Genomic DNA, 23,844 nt, shown 5'->3' with positions numbered 1-23,844 from the left:
TCTGGAAGATTTTTGGTATCTTATCGTTTCATGCAAAAAAGTACGATGAAACGCTTTTTTCTTTTCTGGATAAAAAACAGTAAGAGCATGTCTTTTCGGCATGCGGGGATTGAAATGAAGAAAAGGGCATCCTCCTGGATGTAACAGGAGACAAAACTAGATAGCAAGAGGAGGTGACAAGTATGGATAATATCTTACTCATCTCCATTTTGCTTATTGTCGTTGCAGCTTTAAGTGGATTTGCCGGCTATTTTGTTCGTCGTTCCATTGCAGAAGCTAAGATTTCTAGCGCAGAACAGGCTGCTAAAAATATAGTGGAAGATGCAGAACGAAAAGCAGAAGCCAGCAAAAAAGAGGCTGTATTAGAAGCGAAGGATAAGGCTCATCAGCTTCGCGCTGAGGCGGAACAGGATGTAAGAGACCGACGGAATGAAGTACAGAAACAAGAATCGCGTCTGTTGCATAAAGAAGAAACTCTGGACCGTAAAAGTGAAACCCTGGATAAAAAAGAAGAATCGTTGGAAAGAAGAGAGGAAACTCTCGCTGATAAACAACGACAGGTGGACGATAAAAACAGCAAAGTGGAGGAGATTTTATCTCAACAGCAGGAAGAATTAAATAGAATTTCCGGCTTAACACGTGAAGAAGCGCAGGACATCATACGGCGCGATGTGGAGAAGGAACTGCAGCATGACCTGGCCGTACTCGTCAAAGAGGAAACGGCCCGTGCGAAAGAGGAAGCGAATAAGAAATCCAAGGAAATATTATCGCTTGCCATTCAGCGCTGTGCCGCAGACCATGTCGCAGAAACTACCGTATCCGTTGTGAACCTTCCCAACGATGAAATGAAGGGACGGATCATTGGCCGTGAAGGCCGTAACATCCGTGCTCTTGAAACACTTACAGGAATTGATCTTATTATTGACGATACACCTGAAGCTGTTATTTTATCCGGATTTGATCCTATTCGAAGAGAAATTGCCCGTACGGCGCTGGATAAGCTCGTACAGGACGGGCGTATTCATCCGGCTCGTATTGAAGAAACGGTAGAGAAATCCCGCCGTGAAATTGATGAAATGATCCGGGAGTATGGAGAGCAGGCTACCTTTGAAATGGGTATTCATAACCTGCATCCGGATTTAATAAAAATTCTCGGGCGCCTGCGCTACCGCACAAGCTACGGACAGAATGTGCTCAAGCACTCCATGGAAGTAGCCCATTTAACGGCTATGATGGCTGCAGAGCTCGGAGAAGACGAGCATCTGGCACGCCGTGCCGGCCTGCTTCATGATATTGGTAAAGCGATTGATCATGAAGTAGAAGGAAGCCACGTGGAAATTGGCGTAGAGCTCGCCCAGAAATACCGGGAAAACAGCGTAGTGATTAACAGTATCGCTTCCCACCACGGTGACACGGAAGCTACTTCTGTTATTGCCACGCTCGTAGCCGCAGCCGATGCGCTGTCGGCCGCACGTCCCGGGGCAAGACGCGAGACACTTGAAACGTATATCCGCCGTCTGGAGAAACTCGAGGAAATTTCCGAGTCCTTTGAAGGCGTGGAAAAAACGTACGCTATTCAAGCCGGACGTGAAGTCCGCATCATGGTAAAACCAGATATTGTAGATGATGTGGTAGCCCACCGTCTGGCGCGGGATATAACGAAACGAATTGAAAATGAACTGGATTATCCGGGCCATATCCGGGTAACCGTTATCCGGGAAACAAGAGCAGTAGAGTATGCTAAGTAAAGCGGCGACAGCGCCGCTTTATTTTTTTCGTTAAATCATAACCTGACAGTTTGAAAGAAAAGAGGACGCTTATTATGAAAATATTGTTTGTAGGAGACGTAGTCGGCTCCCCCGGCCGCAAAATGATTACGGAGTACCTGCCGAAATTAAAGAAAAAATTTAAGCCTGCCGTAACAATCGTCAATGGGGAAAACGCCGCCGGCGGCCGCGGAATTACAGAAAAAATATACAAAGGTTTTCTGGAAAGCGGAGCCCAGGCCATTACGATGGGAAACCATACATGGGACAACCGGGAGATTTTTGAATTTATTGCAAACGCACCGAATCTGGTCCGGCCTGCCAATCTGCCGGCGGGAGTACCAGGGATCGGATGCACGTATGTAAAAGTAAACACGCTCGAAGTAGCGGTTATTAATTTAATAGGCCGCACCTTTATGCAGACAAGCGATGATCCTTTTCAAAAAGCAGAAGAGCTGATTGAAGAAGCGAGAGCGAGAACGCCATTTGTATTTGTTGATTTCCACGCGGAAGCAACGAGTGAAAAGCAGGCGATGGGCTGGACGCTTGATGGCAGGGCAACGGCTGTCGTCGGTACGCACACGCACGTGCAGACCGCCGATGAACGAATTCTGCCGGAAGGTACTGCCTATCTAAGCGACGTAGGTATGACCGGTCCGCGCGACGGCATTCTTGGAATGGGCCGGGAAAGCGTTTTGTATAAGTTTAAGACCGGACTCCCAGCAAGGTTTGAAGTGGCAGAGGGACGGGAACAATTAAGTGCAGTCCTTATTGATGCAGACGACAAAACCGGCCGCGCCAAATCGATTAAACGTATTCAAATAGACGAAGATCATCCATTCTTTGAATAAAGCACCTGGGGGGATTTTCCCTCTAGAACAAATTGTCAAAATTATTTGATTTCTAAAAACTATTTCCAGAAAAAGGAGGATTATTCAGCTCTTCTCTTGAATAGTATAACAACAATAGTCCAGGCTATAATTTACACAAGGAGGTACTATTAATGGAAGTATTAAAAGTATCAGCCAAGTCAACTCCAAACGCTGTAGCAGGTGCCTTAGCCGGTGTCATTAGAGAAAAAGGAGCAGCCGAAATCCAGGCCATTGGAGCAGGTGCCATTAACCAGTCGGTAAAAGCTATTGCGATAGCACGTGGATTTGTTGCACCGAGTGGAATTGATTTAGTTTGTGTTCCCGCCTTTACGGACATTGTAATAGACGGGGAAGAGCGGACAGCGATCAAACTTATAGTAGAACCGAGGTAACCAGGAAAACAGGGCGTTCGACGTCCTGTTTTTTTATGTGCCGGCCTTTCATCTGTTTATCATCTGTTGTACAAAAACGGGGAGTCTTGATTTTTTCTGTTCCGGGCTCTATGATGGAAGAACGAGCAAAGTCAGTAACGGAGCCGTATACAACAGGCAGGCACCTGGATATCAGGTGTCTTTTCTATGCCTCTTGTTATTTTAAGGAGGATATATTATATGCAGCAGCTTAAAAAACAGCTACAGCGAATTGATAAAAAAGGTTATAAAGCCTATAACGATATAAAAGGGTCGTACACGTTTGAAGGGTTTACGCTTAAGGTGGATCATGTACAGGCCGATCCTTATGCTTCCCCTTCCAAAGTACGGGTTATCTGCTCTCTGCAGGACCTTGGCATTGGAAAAGAAGAACAATCCACCCCGTCCCGTCAGACAGCGTTGATTGATTATTTCGCCGAGCGCATGATGAAGGAACTTCGCAACGGCAGAGATCAGGGCGGTATTCTGATCGACGGGCCGGGTCAGCAGGTGCTGGATCGAACGGCCGTTAAAATCAACGGCCGCGAACTGGAAGTACGGCTTTCCGTCCATCTTCCAGCCAAAGGACGCACGATTATGGGCAAGCAGGCGGAAGAACGATTAATTGGACGGCTGCCGGCCGCTGTGAAAAAAGCGGTCCACCAGTTTGAAAAGAGCGGTCTGCAGGACGCACTGGAGCTTGCAGACGAACAGGATGATATCCGCCGCTACCTCACAGAAAACCAAGCAGTCAGCTTTATCGCCAATGGGGCGGTACTGCCCCGGGAAAGCGGCATCAGCAGCCGGCCGATGAAACCTGACGAAGCCCGGACCTTTCAATCGCCGGCCTCTCTGGAAGTAACGATCCCCCTTTCCCACAGCACTCCGGTTTCAGGAATGCTTTTAAAAGAAGGCGTGACGCTGATTACCGGGGGCGGCTACCACGGGAAAAGCACCCTGCTGGAAGCGGTGGAAAGCGGAGTATATAACCACCGTAGAGGCGACGGCCGGGAGTATGTCATCACGGCAGCCGACGCAGCAAAAATCCGTGCAGAAGATGGACGCAGCGTGATCCGTACGGATATTTCGATGTTCATCTCCAACCTGCCGAACAAAAAAAATACTGCTCAATTTACGACGGAAAACGCAAGCGGAAGCACGTCCCAGGCCGCAAATATTATGGAAAGCCTGGAAGCGGGAAGCCGCTGTCTGCTGATTGACGAAGACACAAGTGCCACAAACTTCATGATTCGGGACAGCCGGATGCAGGAGCTGGTCCAAAGCAGCAAGGAACCGATTACGCCCTTCGTTTCAAGAGTCCGTCCGTTATATAAAGAACACGGCGTGTCTACTATATTAGTTGTCGGCGGCACGGGCGATTATTTCAGCAAAGCAGATACCGTTCTGATGATGGATGAATATATTCCGTACGATGTAACAGAAAAAGCGCACCGGATCGCAGCGGAAGACCCGAGGGAAGAACCGGCAGAGAGCGCCGCACCGCTTCCAACCGGACGGAAAATAAAGTGGGACAGCTTTGATGCCCGACGCGGCAAAAAGACGAAGGCTGGAGCAAAAGGACGCAGCACTATTTTATACGGAAAAGAAACAATTGATCTTTCCAGCGTGGAACAGATTGTAAATACGAGCCAGACGGAAGCGACCGCGCGGATCATTCAGGCACTCGAGAAGCATTTTGCTTCCAAGGCGGTTTCTTTTGAAGAAGCGTTCCGCTATATCGATAAAGTGTACAAAGAAAAAGGGCTGGATGGATTTTCCATTCATGAAGGTGTACATCCAGGAGAAATGGCAGCTCCGCGGACGATCGAAATTGCAGCAGCTGTTAACCGCTACCTCAGGCTGCGCACAGTGTAGCCTGCCGTTCTATACAGCGCGGCGTTAATATACTACAATGTATAAAGAAGAAAGCTTTAAGCCTTCCTTGAAGGAACAGAAAGAAAGGAGAGGGCGTAATGAACGAAGACCAGAGAAAACAACAGCTCAATGAATCCCCCTCATATAATCATGATAAGAAGGATAAACCGCAGAAAGACTACAGCACCTACTTTGATTTCTCAAGTGCTTCAATAGAGGAAAAAGAGGGGCGCCAGTATATGAAAATCGGCGGTCGAAGCATCCAGATTAATGAACAGCCTGATTTTAAAAAAGGGAAAAAACGAGGCAAAGAAGAAGTGGAAGTTCAGTACGGCTTTAACGTACCTGAAGAGCTCCGCCGCTTGGGCCAGGGCAAAAAATATTTAATCCGGACGTACGGATGCCAGATGAATGTGCATGATACAGAAAATATGTCAGGCATTCTCGAAGAAATGGGCTTTACGGAAACGTCGGAAACGACAGAAGCGGACGTGATCTTTTTAAATACGTGCGCGATCCGTGAAAACGCAGAGAATAAAGTATTTGGCGAACTGGGCCACTTAAAGCCGCTCAAGCTGGAAAAACCGGAACTCATCATCGGTGTCTGCGGCTGTATGTCCCAGGAAGAAACCGTCGTCAACCGGATCCTGCAAAAGCATAACCACGTAGATCTTATTTTTGGTACGCATAACATTCACCGGGTGCCTGAGCTGCTTCAGGATGCTATTCTCGGAAAAGAAATGGTCGTTGAAGTGTGGTCCAAAGAAGGCGATGTAGTGGAAAACATGCCCCGCAAACGTGCCGGGAAAACACAGGCATGGGTTAATATTATGTACGGTTGTGACAAGTTCTGTACATACTGTATTGTGCCTTACACGAGAGGCAAAGAGCGGAGCCGGATGCCGGAGGACATTATTCATGAAGTCCGTGATCTGGCAAGACAGGGGTACAAAGAAATTACGCTTCTCGGCCAGAACGTAAATGCCTACGGAAAAGATCTGGAAGGAAACTACCGTCTCGGTCATTTAATGGACGACCTGCATAAAATTGATATTCCGAGAATCCGCTTTACGACAAGCCATCCCCGCGACTTTGATGACCATTTAATTGAAGTGCTTGCCAAAGGCGGAAACCTCGTCGAGCACATTCATCTTCCTGTGCAGTCCGGAAGCAGTGAAGTGCTGAAGCTAATGGCCCGTAAGTACACGAGAGAACAGTACGTGGAGCTTGCCGGCAAAATTAAGGCGGCTATTCCGCACGCATCGTTTACAACAGATATTATTGTAGGCTTTCCAAATGAAACGGACGCACAGTTTGAAGAAACGATGTCGCTTGTAGAAGAAATGGACTATGATATCGCCTATACGTATATTTATTCGCCAAGGGATAATACGCCGGCTGCAAAAATGGAAGATAACGTACCGATGGAAGTAAAAAAACAGCGGCTGGCCCGCTTAAATAAACTCGTCAACGATATCTCCGCCCGCCGCAACGCCGAGCTTGAGGGCCGGGTAGTCGAAGTGTTAATTGAAGGCGTCAGCAAGAAAAATGAAAACGTCCTTTCCGGACGGACGAGAACGAATAAAATGGTCAATGTAGCCGCTCCGGCCAGCTGTATCGGTCAGGTGATCTACACGAAAATCACAGAAGCAAAAACCTGGTCCCTTAACGGGGAATTAGTAGAAATGGCGGAGGTGTAAACATGGGACAGAACGCAACGAAGGCAGAGGTGCTCGCGAAAGCTAAAGAACTAGGAGCAATGATTGCGGAAACCGAAGAGGTTGATTTTTTCAAACGGGCGGAAGCCCAGATCAATAAAAACCTGCGCGTGCAGGAGCTGATTGGAAAAATAAAAGCAAAACAAAAAGAAGCAGTCAATCTGCAGCACTACCAAAAGCATGAGGCGCTGAAAGAGACAGAGCGCCAGATTGATGAACTGAACGCAGAAATTGAGAGCATTCCGCTCGTCGTGGAATTCCAGCAGAGCCAGACAGAAGTAAACCATCTGCTCCAGCTCGTGTCCACATCTATATCCAATACGGTGACAGATACGATTATTGAGTCAACCGGTGGAGATAAGCTGCAGGGAACGACCAACCATAATCCGTTTATGAATATTACAAAAAAATAACTTTTCCCCATTATAGACAGCAGGCGCCGCGGTAAAAAGCAGCGTCTGTTTTTTTTGCTGCAGAAACACTTTAAGGTATTCAGGTCTTTATAATTTCACAAACCACATTAATTTATAATAAGAGATTCAACCCGTTTAGGAGAAGGAATCAGCTATGCTATAATAAAACAGATACAAAGCGATAGAAGAGCTGGAGGAATGATTTTTGTGACTCAGGAAACACCAATGATGCAGCAATATAAACGAATTAAAGCGGAATATACCGATGCTTTTTTATTTTACCGATTGGGTGACTTTTATGAATTGTTTTTTGACGACGCCGTCCAGGCTGCGCAGGAGCTGGAAATTACGCTCACCAAAAGAGGCAGTAAGGGCGACCACGATATTCCAATGTGCGGGGTACCGCATCATTCAGCAGAAGGGTATATCTCTACGCTGATTGAAAAAGGATACAAAATTGCGGTCTGCGAACAGGTGGAAGACCCAAAAACTGCCAAAGGGGTTGTAAAAAGAGAAGTTGTCAACTTAATTACTCCGGGGACCGTCATGGAAGGGCGCGCCATCCACGAAAAAGAAAATAATTTTATAGCGGCTCATTACCAGGATAAAGACGGGAGTGCCGGCTTTGTTAAAGCGGATTTAACGACCGGGGAAATATACGGAGCCCGGCTGGAAGCAGACCGGCCTGCATGGGAACAGGAAGCATCCAAAGCAAATGTGAAAGAGCTTATCCTGCAGGAATCCCCAAAAGACGGGGAGTGGACGACTTTTCCCGGCACATTTTCCGTCCAGCAGTCAGCTGACATCCCGGAAGAGTTTGCTGTACTCTGCACCCATATAAGCAGTGCTCCGGTTCTGGGGGCATTTGGGCTGTTAAGCAGCTACCTGTCCCGGACACAGAAGCGTTCACTTGATCATCTACAGCCGATTCACCTGTATGAGCCCCGCCAGAAAATGCAGCTGGACCGAAATTCGCGTCGGAATCTGGAGCTTACCGAAACGATCCGGGACCATAAGAAAAAAGGATCCCTTCTCTGGCTGATGGACCAGACGATGACAGCAATGGGAGCCCGCCGGGTGAAAAGCTGGATGGAAGAGCCTCTGCTGCAGGAAAAAGAAATAACGGACCGACAGAGCATTGTACAGTCCCTGCTTGACCATTTTTTCGAACGTGGAGACCTGCGCGACCGGCTTAAGTTTGTGTATGACCTGGAGCGGCTCGCGGGGAAAGCAGCTTTTGGTAATGTGAACGCCCGGGAGCTTGTGCAAATGCGCCGCACGCTGCAGGAACTGCCTGAAATTATTTCGATTTTAAAGCAGATTGATAATTCTCTTCTGCAGAAATGGACCACCCCGCTGGATCAATTTCATGACCTGCTCGAACTGCTGGAAGACGGTCTCGTGGAAGAGCCGCCTGGCCTCATTACTGAAGGCGGGATGTTCCGGCAGGGTTTCCATGACAAACTAGATGAATACAGGGAAGCGAGTACGAACGGCCGGCAGTGGATTTCCGAGCTGGAACGTGATGAGAAGCAGACGACCGGAATTAAATCCCTGAAAGTCGGATTTAACCGTGTGTTTGGTTATTATATCGAAGTGACAAAAGCAAATATTCCTCTTCTGCCTGAAGGCAGGTATGACCGTAAGCAGACGCTGACGAATGCCGAACGCTTCACGACGCCGGAACTGAAAGAGAAAGAAGCATTGATTTTAGGAGCCCAGGAAAAAAGTGTAGAGCTGGAACATACGCTCTTTTTAGAATTAAGGGAAAAAGTAAAAACGTACCTTCGTCCGCTGCAGGAAGCAGCGCTCGTAATCAGCCAGATTGACGTGCTGCAGGGATTTGCGGAACTGAGCGACCGGCAGGGCTATGTCCGGCCGGAAATGAGCAGGGATGGCAGCGTCCATATTAAAAACGGCAGACATCCGGTCGTGGAAAAAATCGTTGGTGCCGGTGAATACGTAGCAAACGATGTCCACATGGAACAAGGCCGAAACATGCTGCTTATTACAGGGCCGAATATGTCCGGTAAAAGTACATTTATGAGACAGGCTGCTCTAATTTCCATCATGTCCCAGACGGGCTGCTTCGTGCCGGCGGAAGAGGCAAAACTGCCTATTTTTGACCAGGTGTTTACAAGAATCGGTGCGGCTGACGACCTGGCTTCCGGACAGAGTACCTTTATGGTGGAAATGCTGGAAACCAACTACGCGCTCTCCCATGCCTCAAAGAACAGTTTGATTCTTCTTGATGAGATTGGCAGAGGTACGTCCACTTACGACGGGATGGCGCTCGCTCAGGCCATTATTGAACACATACATGAAAGCATTGGTGCCAAAACGATGTTTTCGACGCATTACCACGAGTTAACGACGATCGCCGATTCCCTGCCAAACCTTCAAAACGTCCACGTACGGGCGATTGAAGAAGAAGGCCGGATTGTCTTTCTGCATAAAGTTGAAGAAGGCAGCGCGGACGAGAGCTACGGCATTCATGTGGCGAAGCTGGCCGATCTTCCGGATCCCCTGTTAAGCAGAGCAGGGGAGCTGTTAAAGCAGCTGGAACAAAAAGATAAAAATCGCGAAACGGCTGAAGCATCGTCTGTTCGGGAGGCGGCGCCTGCAAAAGAAGAGCCGACCCAGCTGACACTGTTTCAGGAAGAAGAGCAGGCGGCGGCCAAAACAAAAAATGGGAAACTTCATCCCATTCTGGATGATATTCGTAAAACAGATGTACTGCATTTATCGCCAATGGAGGCGCTTGAGAAGCTTTACCGAATGCAGCAGAGACTCCGCTGATGGGGAAAGGAGAAAACGATGGCTAAAATTACGAAACTGCCGGACGATTTATCCAATAAGATCGCAGCGGGTGAAGTGGTGGAGCGTCCGAGTTCTGTCGTGAAAGAGCTGGTAGAAAATGCGATTGATGCGGGCGGCAGCCGAATCCAGGTGGACCTGGAGGAAGGCGGCCTCTCTTTAATCCGTGTGGTCGACAATGGAAGCGGCATGGACCGGGAAGACGCCGACCTTGCTTTTTACCGGCATGCGACGAGTAAAATTACTTCCGAAAAGGATTTGTTTGATATTCATACACTCGGCTTCCGAGGAGAGGCACTGCCAAGTATTGCGGCTGTGTCCCAGCTGGAAATGGAAACCGGCAACGGTCGTGACGCGGGCACGCTTCTTCGCTACCAGGGAGGAAAAAGAATTACGTTGACCTCTTCCAAAAGCCGGAAAGGAACGGATATCAGCGTACGCGATTTGTTTTTTAATACGCCGGCACGACTTAAATATATGAAAACCGTTCACACGGAGGTAGGCAAAGTCAGCGATATTATTAATCGTCTGGCAATGTCGCGCCCTGATATTTCATTCCGGCTGGCTCATAATGGCAAGCAGATGCTTCATACAAACGGGGACGGCCGGCTGCTGACGGTTATTGCCTCCATTTATGGCAGACAGACGGCCAAGTCATTTCTGCCGATTCATCACGAATCCAACGATTATACCGTGACGGGTTATATAGCTAAGCCGGAAATCAACCGGGCCTCCCGTCATTATATGTCTACGTTTTTAAATGAGCGGTTTATTCGGCATTTTCCGCTGGTCAAAGCAATAGAGCAGGCCTATCATACCCTGCTTCCGATCGGCCGTCATCCGATGGCCGTGCTGCATGTTAAGCTTCATCCCACGTTAATGGATGTAAACGTGCACCCATCAAAAATGGAAGTTCGTCTCAGCAAAGAAAAAGAAATGCTGCAGGATGTCGAAAATACGATAAAACAGGCGCTGCAGCAGTTATCCCTTATTCCGGAAGCCGATACGGCGCGGGCGAAGCGCATGCAGTCAGAGGCGCTGGAACTTCCTCTGCAGCAGGAAAAGCAGGAGGTGGCCTCTAAAACGGCTCCCCCGGAGTTTCAACAGGAGCAGGCGGACTGGCAGCGGGCAGAGGCCGTAGCAGAACCGTGGCCGGAACCATCTCAGGAGCCGCCGTCTTTCCAGGAAGAGCCGCCTGCGGTACCGGAAGAAACAGCCATGCCCATGTCTGAGAAAGAGCCGGAACCATATCGGCACAGGGAGCTGTTGGAGCTGGAGCCGATCGGCCAGCTGCATGGCACATATTTGTTGACCCAGAGCCGGGACGGCCTGTATATTATCGATCAGCATGCTGCCCAGGAAAGGATCTTTTATGAATTTTTCCGAGAAAAAATCGGCAGTGTAAACACTGAGATGCAGGATCTGCTGATTCCGATGACGTTTGAAGTAACCAGCCAGGAAAAGCTGGTTATTGCCAACTCCCGCGAGGAACTGGAACAGGCCGGGGTGTACCTGGAAGAGTTTGGAGAAAATACATTCCGCATCCGTTCCCAGCCTACATGGTTTCCGGCTCAGGAGGCGGAATCGGTAATCCGGGAGCTGCTGGAGCAGCTGCAGCAGGAAAAAAATATCAGCATTCATAAAGTCCGGGAAGAAGCAGCAATTTTGATGTCCTGCAAGGCAGCCATCAAAGCGAACCGGCATCTGCGCAAAGATGAGATAGCGGCGCTTATCGAAAAACTCGGCACGTGCAGGGAGCCGTATACGTGTCCGCACGGGCGTCCGATCGTCATTCATTTTTCTTCGTATGATATGGAAAAGATGTTTAAACGGGTGCAGTAAAAAAGCGCTCTCATTTTTTCCCTGTTCTCCGGCTCATGTATGCTATAATAAAAGCAAATATTACATAGCGGGGGGAATCAGTTCATGTCAGCACTTGATGTAGTAGCTATTGGCGGTATTTCATTTTTTATCATTGTAGTAAGTGTCATCATGGCGTATTACTTTTTGAAACGGTCACAGTCCGACAACTAAAAGCGCCGATCCGGCGCTTTTTTCACGTTTAAATAGACAGGCAGGCGACATACAGTATGATTATAACGACAACAAAAGCCGCCGGAAGCAATGCCCGGGAAGAGGCAGGAGCACTTGCTGCCCGCTGGGGAGCAGCTTTTGCGGAACGAAAAAAACAATCCATACAAAAATGGCTGGTTGAAACCGGGGACGCCATTTATGTAGTGGGGGATCAGGCCGACACTTTCCATCCGCCCAACAGCAGCAATGGCTTTTTCTTTCACCCGAGCATGGCAAAACTCAGGGGAAAGAGAGTACTGGACGGAGGCAGGGATCCGCTGATTGAAGCCGGCGGCATTGCTGAAGGTACGAGCGTCCTGGACTGTACGCTGGGACTCGGTTCAGACAGCATTGTTTTGAGCGCTGCGGCAGGGGAAACAGGTCAGGTTCAGGCGCTGGAAAAAACAAAAGAGATTGAAGCCGTCGTAAAAAAGGGCCTGCAGCACTGGAATCTGCAGGAGGCGTTATTAAACGAGGCGATGCAGCGAATTCAAACCGTTCATGCAGATTATTCTGAATGGCTCCGTGAGGCTCCTACAGCTTCATGGGATGTTGTGTACTTTGATCCGATGTTTCATGAAGCCTTGGCTGATTCATCTTCTATGGAGCCTCTGAGAGCGGCTGCAAGCTACGGTGGACTGCAGGCAGTGGATGTTCAGGAAGCGCTTCGGGTGTGCCGGAAGAGAGTCGTGTTTAAAGAGCACAGCAGAAGTCCGGTGTGGAAAGCATTTCCAGAGGCCGGCAGAAAAAAGAGCCATGCAGCATTTGCTTACGGCGTACTGGAAAAGGACGTATAAATAATGACAAAGCAGGAAGTAATAATTATTGTTGGGCCGACCGCCTCGGGAAAAACAGAAGCCGGCCTGATGATCGCGCAGCAAATAGGCGGAGAAATCATAAGCGGCGATTCCATGCAGGCCTATCAAGGGCTTGATATTGGAACAGCTAAGGCATCCGAGGAAGAAAGACAGGCGGTGCCGCACCATGGCATTGACATAAAAACGATTCATGAGGCGTACACTGCGGCAGATTTTAAGGAGAGGGCCGCCGGATGGATTGAAGACATCAGCCGCCGGGGGAAGGTGCCTGTCGTAGTAGGCGGAACCGGCCTTTATATACGGGCTCTGACAAGAAACTTTGATTTTCAAAAAAGCGAAGCCAATCCAGAGTACCGGCTTATGCTGGAAAAGCAGCTGGAAGAACATGGGAAGCAGTGGCTGCACGAACAGCTCCGAATGCAGGACAATGCAGCGGCGGAAAGAATTCATCCGAATAACGCCCGGCGTGTCATCCGTGCACTGGAAATTTTAAAGCAGCAGGGCGGCCGGACGAAAGCATTTTCCGAGCAGGAAGAAGCGGAAAGTCCATATTCGGTCCGGATGATTGGCCTGGATATACAAAGAGAGGTTCTCTACAAGCGGATTAACGACCGGGTCGATCAGATGGCAGAAGCCGGCCTGATAGAAGAAGCGCAGTGGCTGCTGGAAAATGCGGGACCGGATGTTCAGGCAGCGCAGGCAATAGGATACAAAGAATTGTTTCCTTACCTTCGTCAGGAGTGTTCGCTTGAGCAGGCACTGGATACGTTAAAGCAGCATTCAAGAAATTATGCAAAAAGACAGCTGACCTGGTTTCGGAATAAAGAAGATGTGGAATGGATGGATATGACAGATACTTCCAATGCTGCAAAAGAAACAAAACTTCTTTCGTATCTTGAAGGAATCAGGGAGCCTCTGTCGAAAGGTATACAAGCAAGAAGAAAGCGGAGGGGAGATCCAGACGATGAAACATGTTAATATTCAAGACCAATACTTAAATACGCTCCGAAAAGACAAAATTCCCGTGACGGTATTTTTAACGAATGGATTTCAACTCAGGGGCCATATTAAAGCATTTGATAATTTCACCATCGTTCTGGACAGCGATGGCAAGCAGCAGCTTGTGTATAAGCATGCCATATCTACGTTTTCACCGCAGCGTAATGTACCGCTTCAGACGACTCCTGAAACGGATGAATCTTAAACACAAAAGAAGGTCCCCCATCTGCGGGGACCTTCTTTTTTTAGCTTGTTGCCTGATTTACAAAGGAAATATACTTGTTTAATGTTAGAATAGACTGCAGGCCGAGCGTTTCTTTCATACGCTCAGGGCTGGTGCCTTTTTTCAATTCATTCACAATATAGGTGTTCCGGAAATGTTTTGCAGAAAATGCCCGATCAATGCCCGCCCGGCGGCGTTCTTCACGCAGCATTTTCTGAATGGCGACTTCCGTCAGGTTTTTCGGCGCATCATTTTCATAACTCCAGCGGTAGGTTTGGCGCTGGAAATCAAAGGCAACAAATACAGGATGATGAGGATAAGAAGGGCGCACCGGCTCCGGAATCAGCTGGAAATATTGGAAAAACAGCTTTTTTTCAGCGGCGGAGAGCTGGACAATTCGGGGGTTGCCGGTAAATTCCGATATCGCAAGCTCTCCTTTTCCGAGATTAACCTGGCGGTAGGTAAGGGTCGACAGCTCCTGAAGCCGAAGACCGTGCTGCAGGAAAAGCTGAATCATTAACAGATTCCGCGGGGCAAGCATTGGGCGTACGGCAGCCTGCCGGGCAGAGAGTCCAGCGTCGGAGCGAAGCGATTGAAACAGCTTTTTCACTTCCGATGGATATACGAGGTCCTTTTCCTGAAGATGTTCCGTAATGGCCTCTTCAGCTGTAACATCGGCCATTGGATTAGCGGATATACGCTGCGAGCTGTGCAGAAATGAAAAATACCGGAGCAGCACCGTGTGAATCCGTTTGATTGTTTTTGCATGATAGTGTCTGCCCTCAGTAAGCAGGGAAAAGTACCCTTCGAGAAGAGACGGTGTAATTCGTCCGGAAGCGGCCGGGCTGTCCTCGTCAAGTTCAACAGAAATATAGGCATGAAAATCCTGAAGATCATAGCGGTAGCGCCGGATCGTGCTCTCCTTTCTTCCCCGGGAAGCGAGGTAATCCAGAAATAGCGTAACATCCGGTGGTTCAGTTAACAGCTGCTCATGAGCCATAGGGCAGGATCCTTTCTTTTTTATAAACGAATATAGACCAAGGAGGCTTTTCATTGAAAGAAGATGTAATTATTGTAGGTATTATTGATAAAAGCCGTAAAGATTCAAGGTTTGACGCTTCTATTGAAGAATTAAGAGCGCTGGTGGATACTGCAGGCGGTACGGTCGTTGAATTGTTCACCCAGGAACGGTACTCGCCCCACCGCTCCACCTATCTGGGAAAAGGAAAAGTAGAAGAGCTTTATGAAAGAGCCGAAGAACTAAATGTTGATACTATCATTTTTAATGACGAATTGTCTTCCAGTCAAGTTAAACATTTAACAGATGAGCTGGACCGCAAAGTAATGGACCGGACGCAGCTTATTTTAGATATCTTTGCCCGCCGGGCCCGGACGAAAGAAGGTATTATCCAAGTGGAGCTGGCCCAGATGTCCTACCTGCTGCCGCGTCTTTCCGGACAGGGGCAGATGATGTCACGGCTCGGAGGCGGAATCGGTACGAGAGGTCCCGGGGAAACCAAACTGGAAACCGACCGCCGCCACATTCAAAAGCGGATGGACGACCTGAAATCCCAATTAAAAGAGATGATCTCCCACAGAGAAGGCTATCGTAAGCAGCGGAAAAATAACTATGCGATTCAATATGCTCTGGTAGGTTACACAAATGCCGGGAAATCAACCATCATTAATAAATTGACCCAGGCAGACACGATGGAGAAAGATGAACTGTTTGCCACCCTGGACCCGTTGACCCGGAAAATGGACATTCCTTCCGGCCTTTCTGTGTTAATTACGGATACGGTTGGATTTATTGAAGACCTGCCAACAACGTTAATTGCTGCTTTCCGTTCCACATTGGAAGAGGTGAAAGAAGCAGATGTGCTGCTGCATGTCGTTGATGTTTCCCACCCGGACTACCATCAGCATATGAAAACAGTCGATAAACTGCTAAACGAGCTTGATGCCGGAGCGATCCCGGTTCTTACCATCTACAATAAAATAGACCAGGTAACAGACACAGAACTTCTTACCGGGGGGAACAGCCCGTCCATCCGAATTTCGGCACGCGAAGATGCAGACATTGAGCGGCTGCGGGAAGCAATGGAAGACATTTTAAAAGAACAGATGCAGTTTCATAAGATCCGTATTCCAATGTGGGAAGGAAAAGATTTATCCAGCCTGTATGAAAGTACGATCTTAAAGAAAGAAACGTTAATAGAAGAAGACAACATGCTGGAATGGGAAGGGTTTGCTCCGACCGATCACCCGGTAAACGGCATTATTAAAAAATATAAAATGACAGAATAAAGGCAGGGAACGAACGTGCAGGAAACAACAGAACAACTGGGCGGATGGAAAAGAAAAGCCCGGCAGAATATTGCATTGTACACTGAGGAAATAGACGAAACAACGGACCGGAATACAGAAAGGCTTCTTACGCTCTTCCGGGAGGAAAACGTGGGAGCGTTTCACTTTACGCCTTCCACGGGCTACGGATATGACGATATCGGCCGGGAGAAGCTTGACAGTCTTTACGCCGGCGTATTCGGTACGGAAACGGCTTTTGTACGCTCCCAATTTATTTCCGGCACGCACGCCATTACGGCGGCATTATTTGGGGTGCTGCGCCCGGGAGATGAGTTGCTGTATGCGACTGGCATGCCTTATGATACGCTGCGCACCGTGATCGGAATAGAAGGAGAAGCAGAAGGGACGCTTCAGGAGTGGGGCATTACGTATAAGGAATCTCCCTATGAAGCCGGCGAAGAGCTGTCAGCCGAGCGTATTCTTTCTCACGTAACGGAGGCAACAAAAGTCATTGCGATTCAGCGCTCGCGCGGCTATGCCGAGCGGGAATCTGTTTCGATGGACAAAATGGAGCAGGTTATAGCAGCTATCAAGCAGGCGGTACCTGACATGATCGTGTTTGTTGACAACTGCTACGGGGAATTCACTGAAATAAGCGAACCGGGCCATGCAGGCGCCGATCTGCTGGCGGGCTCGCTTATTAAAAACCCCGGCGGCGGCATTGTCAAAACAGGCGGTTATATAGCAGGTCGGCAGGATTTAATTGAAAAAGCGGCATCAAGATTTGCTGCTCCGGGTATAGGGATGGAGGGCGGTCCGACGCTGTACAGCCTGCAGGAAATGTTTCAGGGGCTTTTTCTTGCGCCTCATGTAGTAGGCGAAGCGTTGAAAGGCTCGTTGTATACAGCTGCCCTGCTGGAAGAAGCCGGCATGCAGACGACCCCGTCCTACACTAAGAAGCGTACCGATTTGATTCAGTCAGCAACGTTTGCTTCTAAAGAGCAGATGATCACGTTCTGCCAGGCGATTCAGGAAGCATCTCCGGTAGATGCCCGCGTCACCCCGCAGCCTGCCTACATGCCGGGGTATACATCAGACGTCATTATGGCAGCCGGAACGTTTATACAGGGGGCAAGCATCGAACTGAGCGCAGACGGACCGATCCGGCCTCCATATACGGCCTACGTGCAGGGCGGGCTGACATTTTCCCATGTGAAAATTGCTGTGGAGCATGCTCTGTCCACCCTGCTGGAGAAAGAACTTTTGGTGCTCAAAGACTAAAAGGCATACTTTCAGAAAATTTTGATGTGAAAAAAGCTTACATGGACTTGACTATAAAAGTAACATCAGTTAGGATGAGATTATCTTCCTTAGGGAAGGAGGCCTACTGATGAACGATCATATTAGAAGGAATATGCCTTTATTTCCCATTAGTATTGTCAAAAAACTGACGGAACTGTCCGCCAGGCAGATTCGTTATTACGAAGAATATGGATTGGTTTTTCCATCCAGAACAGAAGGAAATCAGCGCCTGTTCTCTTTTAATGACGTGGACCGTCTCCTTGAAATTAAAAGCCTGCTTGAACGGGGCGTAAATCTTCAAGGTATCCGGGAAATCTTTCTGCTCCGCGAGCACAAAGCGGCCGGAGCTCCTTTAAGAAAAGATGGAGACCTTACCGACCTGGAGCTGAGGCGTCATTTAAAAAATGAGCTTATGCACACAGGCAAGTACGGAAGGCCCTCCTTGATTCAGGGGCAGCTATCGAGGTTTTTTGACTAGCAGCACGGTTTTACCTTCTGCACTGCAGAAGATTATATAATTTTTTGTTCAAAGAAGGAGAGGAGTTTCTACAAATGGCTAACAGTTATTCGAAAAAAGATATCATGAAAATGGCAGACGACGAAAACGTAAAATTTATCCGCTTGCAGTTTACAGATTTACAGGGGATTATCAAGAACGTGGAGATTCCCGTGGATCAGCTTACAAAAGCACTAGACAACCAAATGATGTTTGATGGTTCTTCCATCGAAGGATTTGTACGCATCGAAGAATCCGATATGTACTTATACCCGGATCTGGACACATGGGTTATCTTCCCGTGGACACCGGAAAAAGGTAAAGTAGCGCGTCTTATCTGCGACATCTACGAGCCGGGTAAACCTGGCGACGAGCCAAAACCTTTCGCAGGTGACCCACGCGGTATTTTGAAGCGTGTACTTAAAGAAGCAGAGCAGCTTGGCTTTACTGACTTTAACATTGGGCCTGAGCCTGAGTTCTTCCTTTTCAGAAATGATGAAAAAGGCGAGCCGACGCTTGAGCTTAACGATAAAGGCGGTTACTTTGACCTTGCTCCAACGGATCTTGGTGAAAACTGCCGTCGTGATATCGTACTTGAACTGGAAGAAATGGGCTTTGAAATCGAAGCTTCCCACCACGAAGTGGCACCAGGACAGCACGAAATCGACTTTAAATATGCTGACGCCGTTACAACGTGTGACAACATCCAGACGTTTAAGCTTGTTGTAAAAACAATCGCCAGGAAGCACGGCCTGCATGCTACATTCATGCCTAAGCCGCTCTTTGGTGTAAACGGTTCTGGTATGCACTTGAACATGTCTCTTTTCAAAGGCAAAGACAATGTGTTCTTTGATAAGAAAACGGATTCCCAGCTAAGCGAAACTGCTATGCAGTTTATGTCAGGTATCCTTGAGCACGCACAGGGCTTTACAGCGTTAACGAATCCAATTGTTAACTCGTACAAGCGTCTTGTTCCTGGATTTGAAGCACCAGTTTACGTTGCATGGTCTGCACGTAACAGAAGCCCGCTTGTCCGTATCCCTTCTTCACGCGGCCTGAGCACGCGTATTGAAGTAAGAAGCCCGGACCCATCCGCGAACCCATACCTTGCTATCGCAGCAATGCTGGCTTCCGGCCTGGATGGTATCAAGCGCAAGCTTGTTGCACCAGAACCAACGGACCGCAACATTTATATCATGAACAAAGAAGAACGCAGACAGGAAGGTATCGAAGATCTTCCGGCTGACCTTAATGAGGCAGTAAACAGCCTTCTTGAAGATGATATTCTTGTTAATGCTATTGGACCACACGCAATCGAGCATTTCGCAGAAGCGAAAGAAATCGAGTGGGATATGTTCCGCACGCAGGTTCACCCATGGGAAAGAGATCAGTTCCTACAGACTTATTAATAAACAGAAAACCTACAGCCTCACTGGCTGTAGGTTTTTTTGTATTTTTATTATGCTTCTTCTTCGACTTCCGGGTTTTCAGGCGGTGGATCTTCCGGTGCTTCTTCTTCGCCGCAGGCAGCAGTGACCAATAATACAGTAAAAGCCAGTACCATCCATCCTGTTCGTTTCATTTTTATACCCCCCCTGGTGTGTATTTGTCATAACCAATAATAAATACGGGTGTCTGGGCCGAATATACAATACAAATTAAACGCTGCAGTACTACATTGTTTCCTTGTGGAAGCTAAAGTAAACGTCAAAGTATGCGTTGCGGCATAAAATGAATAAAAAAACCCGGCTGCACTGGTTCACAGCGCGACCGGGTTTTACTATCTATTTATAAACACTTTAAGTGGTACGAAACAAGCCTGTTAATCCATTTCTATATAAGGGGTGAGCATGTGCTCAAATACCGAGTCGGCCATTTCTTTTGTAAACTCGACTTTTCTGCTTGGATCTGCTGACCAGAAGCAGTTCGCGGTATCCACCAAATAAGCACTTTCGTATTTTGGCTGGCCCAGGCTGAAGTTTGCATCATCGATGTATACGGAAAAAGAGGCTTCTGCTTTTCGTCTTGGATTATTCGTCGTATCGATCCGGATTTTTAAAATGGTCTGATCGAAGGTGAAAGACGCTTCATAGTATTCCCGGAAATAGTTCACCTGTACATCTGTCTGTTCGTTAATATCATCTCGAACAGAATTAAAAATAGAGAATAAGTGATCGATACATTCTGTTAATTTTTCATCAGAAATCTCATTTTTTTCTTTGATTTTTTGAATATTTCGTTCCAGTGCGTCTTTTGATACGTGTTCTTTCCAGTCGCTCATATAACAAGACCCTCCTGATTTTACTGCCGGCTCAATGACTTGAGTACAGTAGTAGATGGTTAACAAGCAAAACAGCAGACGGTTAGTGATATACCGCTGTTTCTTTCCACTATATCATACTTAGAAGCTCTGTTAATACGTAGATACCTAAAGAAATCGTACAGGGAACGGCTTTTTTAAACAACGACTATAAAAAAAGAATGAATAAATAGTTGACGAAAAGAAAATAAGCGTTATATAATATACCCCGTAAGGTATTAAAAGAAAACAGTACAGAAAGGGTGCAGCTATATGGATTATTCAACAGAGATGAAGAACCGCCTGAAGCGGGTGGAAGGACAGGTAAGAGGCGTACAGCGCATGATGAGTGAAGAGAAAGACTGCAAAGACGTGGTTTATCAGCTGTCAGCAGCCAGATCTGCGATTGACCGGGCTATTTCTTTTATTGTAGCGGAAAATCTGGAGCAGTGTATTAGAGACCAAATTGAAAAAGGCGAAGATACAGCTGAATTTGTACAGGAAGCCGTTCAGTTATTAGGAAAAAGCAAATAAAAAAATTTTAGTCTTTTATATACCCATAGGGGTAATATAGAAATGGAAGAAGCGGATGAGGTGCTTTTCATGGAACTAACAGTATTTTTTATTTTCATTCTATTTTTAATCGGTTTTATCGGCTCTTTCGTGTCAGGCATGGTAGGAATAGGCGGCTCTATAATAAAGTATCCGATGCTGCTATACATCCCGCCACTATTGGGACTTACAGCATTTACCGCTCATGAAGTAGCCGGCATCAGTGCCGTCCAGGTGTTTTTTGCTACAATAGGCGGCGTCTGGGCGTATAGAAAAGGTGGGTATTTAAATAAATCCCTTATTTTCTATATGGGAATCAGTATTTTGACGGGAAGTTTGATCGGCGCGGTCGGCTCTAATTATATGAGTAATAACGGTGTGAATATGATATATGCCATTCTTGCGACACTGGCTGTAATCATGATGTTTCTTCCGAAAAAAGGAAAAGACGATACCCCGAATGACCTGGTAACGTTTAATAAGCCGGTCGCTGCAGGTTCTGCTTTTCTGGTTGGGATAGGAGCAGGGATTGTCGGTGCAGCCGGAGCGTTTATTCTGGTTCCTATCCTTCTCGTTGTACTGAAGATTCCAACGCGAATGACGATAGCAACGTCTCTGGCGATTACATTTATATCCTCCATCGGTGCGACCGTCGGAAAAATTGCCACTGATCAGGTGCTAATGGGTCCGGCCGCTGTGATGGTAGCTGCAAGTTTAATTGCTGCACCTCTTGGAGTAATGGTTGGAAAGCGTATGAACACGAAGATTCTTCAATGGATCCTTGCTTTACTCATTTTGGCAACAGCGATTAAAATCTGGATGGATATTTTATAGTAGGTTGACAACTTATTTTTTTATTGGTAATATACCCATACAGGTATAGGTTTATTTTTTTGGGATAAATAATACCCCGTAGAGTATAAGAGGAGGAAATGTAATGAAAGTAAATTTAGTAGTAGATGCAAAAGGGCTCGCTTGTCCCATGCCGATTGTAAAAACAAAAAAAGCGATGGATACGATTAATGCAGGTGAAGTAATGGAAGTTCAGGCTACAGACCGTGGCTCTTTAGCCGATATGAAAGGCTGGGCTAAAACGACAGGTCATGAATATATCGGATCCAAAGAAGAGGGAAAGGTACTTTTGCATTATGTTAGAAAAGCCAATCCTGCTGAAGTGAAAGAAACCAAGCCTTATCCGAACGAAGCAACTAATGAAAAACTCGAGGAAGCACTAAACAATGACAATATTACAGTACTGGACGTTAGAGAGCCGGCAGAGTATTCATTTGCTCATATCCCAAGAGCGGTTTCGATACCATTGGGAGAACTGGAACAAAGAACCGGCGAATTGAATCATTCGCATGAAATATATGTTGTGTGCCGAACCGGTAATAGAAGCAGCATGGCAGCATATACCCTGGAAGAAAAAGGATTTACTAAAGTACAAAACGTAAAACCGGGAATGAGCGGCTGGAATGGCCCGACCGAAGATAAATAGAGGAGGAAAAAGGCATGGCTATGAAAGCAATGACTGCTGCTGAACTGGCAGAAATAGTAATAAATAAAAAAGATATATTTATTTTAGATGTTCGCAACGAAGATGCGTTTAAAGATTGGAAAGTAGAAGGGAAAAACGTAGAAATAGTGAATACTCCTTATTTTGACCTTCTGGAAGGAGTTGAATCCATTCTTCCACAGATACCCGAGGACAAACCAGTTATTGTTGTCTGCGCAAAAGAAGGCTCCTCTAAATTTGTGGCTGAGCAGCTGGTGGAAGCTGCAGACCGGGAAGTGTATTACCTGGAGGGCGGAATGAAAACGTGGAGTGAACATCTGGAGCCGGTTAAAGTCGGCGATCTATCTGACGGCGGCGAGTTGTATCAGTTCGTACGGATTGGAAAAGGCTGCCTGTCCTACATGGTAGTTTCCGGAGGAGAAGCTGTGATTATTGATCCTGTGCGTCTAACTGATGTATACACTAATTTCCTGAAAGAAAAAAATGCGGTTCTTAAATATGCTGTAGACACCCATCTGCATGCCGATCATATTTCCGGCGGCAGGCTGCTGGCGGAACAAACGGGAGCGGTGTATTACCTCCCGGAAGCGGATGCTGGAGAAGTAACGTTTTCCTACCAGCCTCTGCACAATAACGATGTGCTGCGTGCAGGAAAAACAGAGGTAGCGGTACAAGCCCTGTATTCCCCCGGCCATACCATTGGCAGCACCTCTTTGATTATTGATAATCAGTACCTGCTTACAGGAGATATTTTATTCATAGATTCCATCGGCCGTCCGGATCTTGCCGGAAAAGCAGAGGACTGGGTAGGAGACCTGAGAAAATCACTTTATGAAACGTATCAGACATTAAAGGATGATCTTTGGGTACTGCCAGCCCACTTTTCAAAAAAAGAAGAGATGGATGATCACGGAAGAGTAATGGAACAGCTGCATGTGCTGTTCAAAGAGAATACCGGACTGCAGGTGACAGATGAGACCGCCTTCCGCAAAATGGTAACCGAAAACCTTCCTCCGCAGCCAAATGCCTACGAGGAGATTCGTCAGACAAACATGGGAAAAGTACAGCCGGAGCCGAAAGACCAGACAGAAATGGAAATTGGGCCGAACCGCTGCGCGGTATCATAAATTAGAAGGAGAGTTTATTATGAATGCAACTAAAACTGTAGACGCCAAAGGCTTGGCATGTCCAATGCCGGTTGTAAAAGCAAAAAAAGCAATGGATACCCTGCAGACAGGGGATGTGCTGGAAATCGTTTCAACAGATAAGGGAGCCAAAGCAGATCTGCCGGCGTGGACCAAATCATCGGGCCACGAGTTACTGGAGCAGGCAGAAGAAAACAATGAATTTACATTCTGGATCAAAAAAGGATAGAGGAGAGAATAAAA

The 23,844-nt window shown here is 47.3% G+C and carries 23 protein-coding genes; 20 read left to right on the top strand and 3 right to left on the bottom strand.

Annotation, left to right across the window (positions count from 1 at the left end; translation table 11 throughout):
• Positions 1-182 precede the first annotated feature (182 nt).
• From rny to hfq, 11 genes are all read left to right on the top strand, one after another.
• Positions 183-1,748 (top strand): ribonuclease Y, encoded by a 1,566-nt coding sequence (gene rny, locus AC5W14_RS00750; protein WP_496059504.1) that lies wholly within the window; start codon positions 183-185, stop codon positions 1,746-1,748.
• A 74-nt stretch (positions 1,749-1,822) separates the two neighbouring features.
• Positions 1,823-2,617: a TIGR00282 family metallophosphoesterase gene (locus AC5W14_RS00745; protein ID WP_496059505.1), complete on the top strand. Its 795-nt coding sequence runs from the start codon at positions 1,823-1,825 to the stop codon at positions 2,615-2,617.
• A gap of 152 nt (positions 2,618-2,769) precedes the next feature.
• The gene (locus AC5W14_RS00740; protein WP_496059506.1) at positions 2,770-3,030 is read left to right on the top strand and encodes a stage V sporulation protein S; all 261 of its coding nucleotides are present in this window, start codon (positions 2,770-2,772) and stop codon (positions 3,028-3,030) included.
• Positions 3,031-3,249: 219 nt separating this feature from the next.
• On the top strand, positions 3,250-4,923 hold the full coding sequence (locus AC5W14_RS00735; RefSeq protein WP_496193482.1) for an ABC-ATPase domain-containing protein: 1,674 nt from the start codon (positions 3,250-3,252) through the stop codon (positions 4,921-4,923).
• 98 nt (positions 4,924-5,021) lie between these two features.
• Complete coding sequence (gene miaB / locus AC5W14_RS00730) at positions 5,022-6,623, top strand: tRNA (N6-isopentenyl adenosine(37)-C2)-methylthiotransferase MiaB (protein ID WP_496193481.1); 1,602 nt, start codon at positions 5,022-5,024, stop codon at positions 6,621-6,623.
• A gap of 2 nt (positions 6,624-6,625) precedes the next feature.
• Entirely contained in the window at positions 6,626-7,054 is a 429-nt protein-coding gene (locus AC5W14_RS00725) for a YlbF/YmcA family competence regulator (RefSeq protein ID WP_496193480.1), read from the top strand.
• A gap of 198 nt (positions 7,055-7,252) precedes the next feature.
• A complete protein-coding gene (gene mutS, locus AC5W14_RS00720) occupies positions 7,253-9,853 on the top strand; it encodes a DNA mismatch repair protein MutS (protein ID WP_496059510.1) in 2,601 nt (866 codons plus the stop codon).
• An 18-nt stretch (positions 9,854-9,871) separates the two neighbouring features.
• Positions 9,872-11,713 (top strand): DNA mismatch repair endonuclease MutL, encoded by a 1,842-nt coding sequence (gene mutL, locus AC5W14_RS00715; protein ID WP_496059511.1) that lies wholly within the window; start codon positions 9,872-9,874, stop codon positions 11,711-11,713.
• A gap of 248 nt (positions 11,714-11,961) precedes the next feature.
• Entirely contained in the window at positions 11,962-12,741 is a 780-nt protein-coding gene (locus AC5W14_RS00710; RefSeq protein WP_496193479.1) for a class I SAM-dependent methyltransferase, read from the top strand.
• A gap of 3 nt (positions 12,742-12,744) precedes the next feature.
• The gene (gene miaA, locus AC5W14_RS00705; protein WP_496193478.1) at positions 12,745-13,740 is read left to right on the top strand and encodes a tRNA (adenosine(37)-N6)-dimethylallyltransferase MiaA; all 996 of its coding nucleotides are present in this window, start codon (positions 12,745-12,747) and stop codon (positions 13,738-13,740) included.
• Positions 13,727-13,966, top strand: a complete 240-nt coding sequence (gene hfq / locus AC5W14_RS00700; RefSeq protein WP_496059514.1) for an RNA chaperone Hfq — start codon at positions 13,727-13,729, stop codon at positions 13,964-13,966. Before miaA ends, hfq begins: the two co-directional genes overlap by 14 nt.
• 40 nt (positions 13,967-14,006) lie before the next feature.
• Here the strand turns inward: hfq and AC5W14_RS00695 are convergent, their stop codons facing one another.
• Complete coding sequence (locus AC5W14_RS00695; protein WP_496193477.1) at positions 14,007-14,984, bottom strand: tyrosine-type recombinase/integrase; 978 nt, start codon at positions 14,982-14,984, stop codon at positions 14,007-14,009.
• A gap of 53 nt (positions 14,985-15,037) precedes the next feature.
• Here AC5W14_RS00695 and hflX point away from each other — a divergent pair, with 53 nt between their 5' ends.
• The 4 genes from hflX (at position 15,038) to glnA (ending at position 19,498) form a co-directional block, all read left to right on the top strand.
• Positions 15,038-16,291, top strand: a complete 1,254-nt coding sequence (hflX, locus tag AC5W14_RS00690) for a GTPase HflX (protein ID WP_496059516.1) — start codon at positions 15,038-15,040, stop codon at positions 16,289-16,291.
• A 15-nt stretch (positions 16,292-16,306) separates the two neighbouring features.
• Entirely contained in the window at positions 16,307-17,572 is a 1,266-nt protein-coding gene (locus AC5W14_RS00685) for a methionine gamma-lyase family protein (RefSeq protein ID WP_496193476.1), read from the top strand.
• Positions 17,573-17,681: 109 nt separating this feature from the next.
• Positions 17,682-18,071, top strand: coding sequence for a MerR family transcriptional regulator (locus tag AC5W14_RS00680; RefSeq protein ID WP_496059518.1), 390 nt, complete (start codon positions 17,682-17,684; stop codon positions 18,069-18,071).
• A gap of 74 nt (positions 18,072-18,145) precedes the next feature.
• Positions 18,146-19,498, top strand: a complete 1,353-nt coding sequence (gene glnA / locus AC5W14_RS00675; RefSeq protein ID WP_496059519.1) for a type I glutamate--ammonia ligase — start codon at positions 18,146-18,148, stop codon at positions 19,496-19,498.
• Between the two features lie 50 nt (positions 19,499-19,548).
• Here glnA and AC5W14_RS00670 read toward each other — a convergent pair whose 3' ends face one another.
• Both AC5W14_RS00670 and AC5W14_RS00665 read right to left on the bottom strand, forming a co-directional pair.
• The gene (locus AC5W14_RS00670) at positions 19,549-19,671 is read right to left on the bottom strand and encodes a hypothetical protein (RefSeq protein WP_496193475.1); all 123 of its coding nucleotides are present in this window, start codon (positions 19,669-19,671) and stop codon (positions 19,549-19,551) included.
• Positions 19,672-19,911: 240 nt separating this feature from the next.
• A complete protein-coding gene (locus AC5W14_RS00665) occupies positions 19,912-20,370 on the bottom strand; it encodes a hypothetical protein (protein ID WP_496059521.1) in 459 nt (152 codons plus the stop codon).
• A gap of 291 nt (positions 20,371-20,661) precedes the next feature.
• Here AC5W14_RS00665 and AC5W14_RS00660 point away from each other — a divergent pair, with 291 nt between their 5' ends.
• The 5 genes from AC5W14_RS00660 to AC5W14_RS00640 all read left to right on the top strand — a co-directional run bounded on the left by AC5W14_RS00660 (position 20,662) and on the right by AC5W14_RS00640 (position 23,830).
• A complete protein-coding gene (locus AC5W14_RS00660; RefSeq protein WP_496059522.1) occupies positions 20,662-20,922 on the top strand; it encodes a metal-sensitive transcriptional regulator in 261 nt (86 codons plus the stop codon).
• Between the two features lie 69 nt (positions 20,923-20,991).
• Positions 20,992-21,774, top strand: coding sequence for a sulfite exporter TauE/SafE family protein (locus tag AC5W14_RS00655; RefSeq protein ID WP_496193680.1), 783 nt, complete (start codon positions 20,992-20,994; stop codon positions 21,772-21,774).
• A gap of 103 nt (positions 21,775-21,877) precedes the next feature.
• Positions 21,878-22,438 carry a sulfurtransferase TusA family protein gene (locus tag AC5W14_RS00650; RefSeq protein WP_496193474.1) on the top strand — a complete coding sequence of 187 codons (561 nt, stop codon included), beginning with the start codon at positions 21,878-21,880 and terminating at the stop codon, positions 22,436-22,438.
• 14 nt (positions 22,439-22,452) lie between these two features.
• Positions 22,453-23,583 (top strand): MBL fold metallo-hydrolase, encoded by a 1,131-nt coding sequence (locus tag AC5W14_RS00645; protein WP_496193473.1) that lies wholly within the window; start codon positions 22,453-22,455, stop codon positions 23,581-23,583.
• 19 nt (positions 23,584-23,602) lie between these two features.
• Positions 23,603-23,830 carry a sulfurtransferase TusA family protein gene (locus AC5W14_RS00640; protein ID WP_496059525.1) on the top strand — a complete coding sequence of 76 codons (228 nt, stop codon included), beginning with the start codon at positions 23,603-23,605 and terminating at the stop codon, positions 23,828-23,830.
• Positions 23,831-23,844: the final 14 nt, after the last annotated feature.

The sequence above is a fragment of the Sinobaca sp. TMA16-18 genome (assembly GCF_059510535.1).
This window is presented reverse-complemented; position numbering and strand designations above follow the sequence as displayed.